The organism is Thioclava sp. UBA3469 (genome assembly GCF_002378135.1).
Taxonomy (GTDB): Bacteria; Pseudomonadota; Alphaproteobacteria; order Rhodobacterales; family Rhodobacteraceae; genus Thioclava; species Thioclava sediminum.
In genome coordinates this window covers 1-3,938 of the sequence record NZ_DFRG01000269.1, presented here as the reverse complement: position 1 = coordinate 3,938, position 3,938 = coordinate 1, and the positions used below count along the sequence as shown (strand labels likewise).

The following is a 3,938-nucleotide window of genomic DNA, read 5'->3' as shown; positions in this document are numbered from 1 at the left end:
GTTATCGCCGTCGATATTGCCGAAATTGCCCTGCCCGTCGACGAGCTTGTAGCGCATCGCGAAATCCTGCGCGAGACGCGCCATCGCATCGTAGATCGCCGCATCGCCATGGGGGTGGTAGTTCCCCATCACGTCGCCCGAGATTTTCGCGGATTTCCGGAAACCGCCGGTCGGCGACAGCTTCAGCTCGCGCATCGCGAAGAGGATGCGCCGATGCACCGGCTTCAACCCGTCGCGCGCATCGGGCAGCGCCCGGTGCATAATCGTCGAGAGCGCATAGGTCAGATAGCGCTCGCCGATCGCACGGCTCAGCGGTTCGGAACTGGTGGAGAGGGGATTTTCTTCGTCACTGCTCATGCCGATTTACTAAAGCCGCACCCGATCCCGGTCCAGCGGGAAAAGCAGGAATAAGAATTTCCACGGAACTTTTCCCCCGTCGGCGGAATTTCACCGACGTAGAGCAGAGAGAGTCGTGTTAACATTTTTGACGATTCCAGAGCTGCCAATTCGGAATCAGGGGGTTGAACATGGGTAAGTTGTTGTTGACCACTTTGGCGGGTATTTACGCCGTTATGGCCATCGCCGGACGCGACGTTCCCGGGAACGTCGAACAGGCCTCTGCGGCCACGTCGAATGACACCGTACAGGTCTCACGCGCCGCGAGCGATAATCAAGAGCTTTCGGCCAGCGAGGCCCCTCAAATTGTCGCGAAGGCTGCTGCATCACAAGCCAACACGCCGAAGATCGAGAAAGCCTCGTTGATCACCCGCGTCACGCCGAACGCGCGGATGCCGGGCCCCGAGCTCAAACCGTCGCCGGAATATCGCGACACCTCGGCGCCGAAAGTCGAAGGCGGCACGCTCTGGAGCGTGACAGCCAATGCGCTCAACGTGCGCTCGGGCCCCTCGACCAGCAACGCCGCGATCGACCGCGTCCGCAAGGGCGACGATGTGCTCGTCGTGGCCGAGATCGGCGGCTGGGCGAATGTGAAGATCGAGGGCGACGGCACCGAAGGCTGGGTCTCCAAGAAGTACCTGCGCCCGGCAAATTGACCTAAACCGGCCTGCCAGCCGCTAAAATCTTGCCTTTTCAAATGGCTCGAAATACCCCCGTCGGAGGCAAACCTCCGGCGGGTTTTTCTTTACACCGCCGAACCATTGGGAAGGCGCGCGCATGGCCAAGACGATCCTGATCACCGGATGCTCCTCGGGCATCGGCTATGACGCGGCCCACGGACTGAAAGCCGCGGGCTGGAAAGTCTTCGCCACCTGCCGCGGTGAAGAGGATTGCGAGCGCCTGCGCTCCGAGGGGCTGATCTCCTTCCAGCTCGACGTGGCCGATCCCGAAAGCATCGAGGCGGGCTTCAACGAGGCGCTGGCGCGTGGGCACGGCCGGCTCGACGCGCTCTACAACAACGCAGCCTTCGCCTGCCCCGGCGCCGCCGAGGACATCCCCCCCGGCGCACTGCGCGAGATCTTCGAGACCAACCTGTTCGGCCTGCACGACCTGACGACCCGCGCGATCAAGGTGATGCGAGCGCAGGGCGACAATGGCGAGGGCCGCATCCTGCAATGCTCCTCGGTGCTGGGCTTCGTCGGCCTGAAATGGCGCGCGGCCTATGCCTCGACGAAATTCGCGCTGGAAGGGCTCACCGATGTGATGCGCCTCGAGATGGCCGATACGGATATCAAGATCGTGCTGATCCAGCCCGGCCCGATCACCTCGAAAATCCGGGTCAACTCGATCCCGCCCTTCGAGAAATGGGTGGATTGGGAGAATTCCGCCCGCCGCGCGCAATACGAGGGCAGCCTGCTCAAGCGCCTCTACCAAAGCCGCGGCAAGCCCGACACGTTCGAACTGCCCCCTTCCGAGGTAACCAAGGCGATCCTCAAGGCGCTGGAGGCCCCGAACCCGAAGCCGCGCTACAAGATCACCACGCCGACCAAGGCAATCAGCGTCGTGCGCCGCTTCCTGCCCGACCGGATGCTCGACTGGGTGCTGGACAAGGGCTGAAAATCCTTTCGCATTTTCGTGATCTCCAGCTATGTCTTGAGCCCAGAGGGAGAGAGACTACATGCGCAACGACCCGTTATTTTATGTCGTCGCTCTGGCGAGTTTGGCGGTTCTGGTGATCTTGATGATCGGCATCGCGGGCTTCGGACGCGGGGGCGATTTCAACAAGAAACATGCCAACAAGCTGATGCGGTTGCGCATTGCCGCCCAGGCGGTCGCTATCGCACTGATCCTGTTGTTCGTTTATCTTAGAAGAGGTAGCTGATGGTCGTTCTCAATCGCATCTACACGCGCACCGGCGATGCCGGGGAAACCGCGCTCTCGAACGGGGTGCGCGTCGCCAAACATTCCGCGCGCGTGACCGCCTATGGCACCGTGGACGAGCTGAACGCGACCGTGGGCATTGCGCGCCTGCATGCGGATGAGGCGCTGCAAAAGCAGCTCTCCGTGATCCAGAACGACCTGTTCGATCTGGGCGCCGATCTGGCGCGCCCCGATATGGAGCATGACGACGAGGCGGGCTACCCGGTCCTGCGCATGGTCGAGTCACAGGTGACCCGGCTCGAGACCGAGATCGACGCGATGAACAAGAAGTTGGAACCTCTGCGCAGCTTCATCCTGCCGGGCGGCACGCCGCTTGCCGCGCACCTGCATATGTCGCGCACCGTGGCGCGCCGCGCCGAGCGTGAGGCCGTGTCGCTGGCCGCAATCGAAGGCGTGAACGAATGGGCGGTGAAATACCTCAACCGCCTGTCCGACTGGTTCTTCGTCGCTGCCCGGATCGCGAATGACGACGGCAAGGACGATGTGCTCTGGGTTCCAGGCGGGAGCCGCTAAGCGCCCCCTACAGAAAGCTCTGCGGATCGATATCGACCGCGAGCCGCGCATTGGTCGGCAGCTTCAGCCCCTTGAGCCAAGCCTTGAGCGCGCCCTGTAGCGGCGCGCTTTTCTCTGCCTTCACCAAGAGCCGCACTCGATGCCGCCCGCGCACCCGCGCGATCGGCGCAGGCGCGGGTCCGAAGACCTGCGCCCCGATCCGGCGCAGCGCGGCATCGTTGCGCGCCAAGTGATTGCCCACCTCAAACAGCGGCTGCAAATCCGGCCCCGACAGGATGATCCCCGCCATGCGCCCGTAAGGCGGAACGCCCTGCGCCTGCCGCGCGGCAGCTTCCTGCGCCCAGAACGCCTCCTCGTCGCCACCCAGAATGGCGCGGATCACCGGATGCTCAGGCTGATAGGTCTGCAACAGCGCCGCGCCCTTCTCCTCGGCGCGGCCAGCCCGGCCCGCCACCTGCCGCATCAACTGGAACGTCTTCTCCGCCGCGCGCAGGTCCGACCCCTGCAATCCCAGATCGGCATCGATCACCCCCACCAGCGTCAACCGCGGGAAGTTATGCCCTTTCGCCACGATCTGCGTGCCGATGATGATATCCGCCTCGCCCTGCGCGATCTCCGCGATCTTCTCCTTCAGCGCGCGGGCCGAGCCGAACAGGTCCGAAGACAGCACCGCCAGACGCGCCTTGGGAAAGTGCTCCGCGACCTCCTCGGCCAGCCGCTCCACCCCCGGCCCGACAGGCGCGAGTTTCCCCTCCACCTCGCAGCTCGGACATTTCACCGGGATCGGCTTGGTCTCGCCGCATTGGTGACAGACGAGCCGCTTGAGGAAACGGTGCTCCACCATCCGCGCGTCGCAATGGTCGCAGCCGATCTGATGCCCGCAGGCCCGGCAGATCGTGACTGGCGCATAGCCGCGACGGTTGAGAAACAGCATCGCCTGCTGCCCCTCGGCCACCCGCGCCAGCACCTCCTTCACCAAAGTCGGACCGATCCAATGCGCGCTCTCAATCGCTTCGTCGCGCATGTCGATCGTGCCCATCTCGGGCAGTTCCGCCGTGCCGAACCGCGCGCCCAGATCGAGCCGCTGA

General features: G+C 63.9%; 6 protein-coding genes. 4 read left to right on the top strand and 2 right to left on the bottom strand.

Annotation, left to right across the window (positions count from 1 at the left end):
- Positions 1-357 (bottom strand): DNA gyrase subunit A (locus B3D39_RS19535; RefSeq protein ID WP_286789992.1); only part of this gene is annotated, 357 nt, incomplete at its 3' end.
- 170 nt (positions 358-527) lie between these two features.
- On the opposite strand from B3D39_RS19535, the gene B3D39_RS19530 reads away from it, so the two are divergent.
- From B3D39_RS19530 to B3D39_RS19515, 4 genes are all read left to right on the top strand, one after another.
- Positions 528-1,052 carry an SH3 domain-containing protein gene (locus B3D39_RS19530; RefSeq protein ID WP_078549337.1) on the top strand — a complete coding sequence of 175 codons (525 nt, stop codon included), beginning with the start codon at positions 528-530 and terminating at the stop codon, positions 1,050-1,052.
- Between the two features lie 121 nt (positions 1,053-1,173).
- A complete protein-coding gene (locus B3D39_RS19525) occupies positions 1,174-2,013 on the top strand; it encodes an SDR family NAD(P)-dependent oxidoreductase (protein WP_274961933.1) in 840 nt (279 codons plus the stop codon).
- A gap of 61 nt (positions 2,014-2,074) precedes the next feature.
- Positions 2,075-2,278: a twin transmembrane helix small protein gene (locus B3D39_RS19520; RefSeq protein WP_274961932.1), complete on the top strand. Its 204-nt coding sequence runs from the start codon at positions 2,075-2,077 to the stop codon at positions 2,276-2,278.
- Positions 2,278-2,850 carry a cob(I)yrinic acid a,c-diamide adenosyltransferase gene (locus B3D39_RS19515; protein ID WP_078549339.1) on the top strand — a complete coding sequence of 191 codons (573 nt, stop codon included), beginning with the start codon at positions 2,278-2,280 and terminating at the stop codon, positions 2,848-2,850. The genes B3D39_RS19520 and B3D39_RS19515 overlap by 1 nt, the downstream gene beginning before the upstream one ends.
- Before the next feature lie 7 nt (positions 2,851-2,857).
- Here the strand turns inward: B3D39_RS19515 and priA are convergent.
- Positions 2,858-3,938, bottom strand: a 1,081-nt coding sequence (gene priA, locus B3D39_RS19510; RefSeq protein WP_286789991.1) for a replication restart helicase PriA, incomplete at its 5' end; no start/stop codon positions are given.

What these genes read in the sequence shown, in the direction of transcription:
- B3D39_RS19530 (WP_078549337.1), top strand. Translation starts at nt 528, where the DNA reads ATGGGTAAGTTGTTGTTGACCACTTTGGCGGGTATTTACGCCGTTATG.
- B3D39_RS19525 (WP_274961933.1), top strand. Translation starts at nt 1,174, where the DNA reads ATGGCCAAGACGATCCTGATCACCGGATGCTCCTCGGGCATCGGCTAT.
- B3D39_RS19520 (WP_274961932.1), top strand. Translation starts at nt 2,075, where the DNA reads ATGCGCAACGACCCGTTATTTTATGTCGTCGCTCTGGCGAGTTTGGCG.
- B3D39_RS19515 (WP_078549339.1), top strand. Translation starts at nt 2,278, where the DNA reads ATGGTCGTTCTCAATCGCATCTACACGCGCACCGGCGATGCCGGGGAA.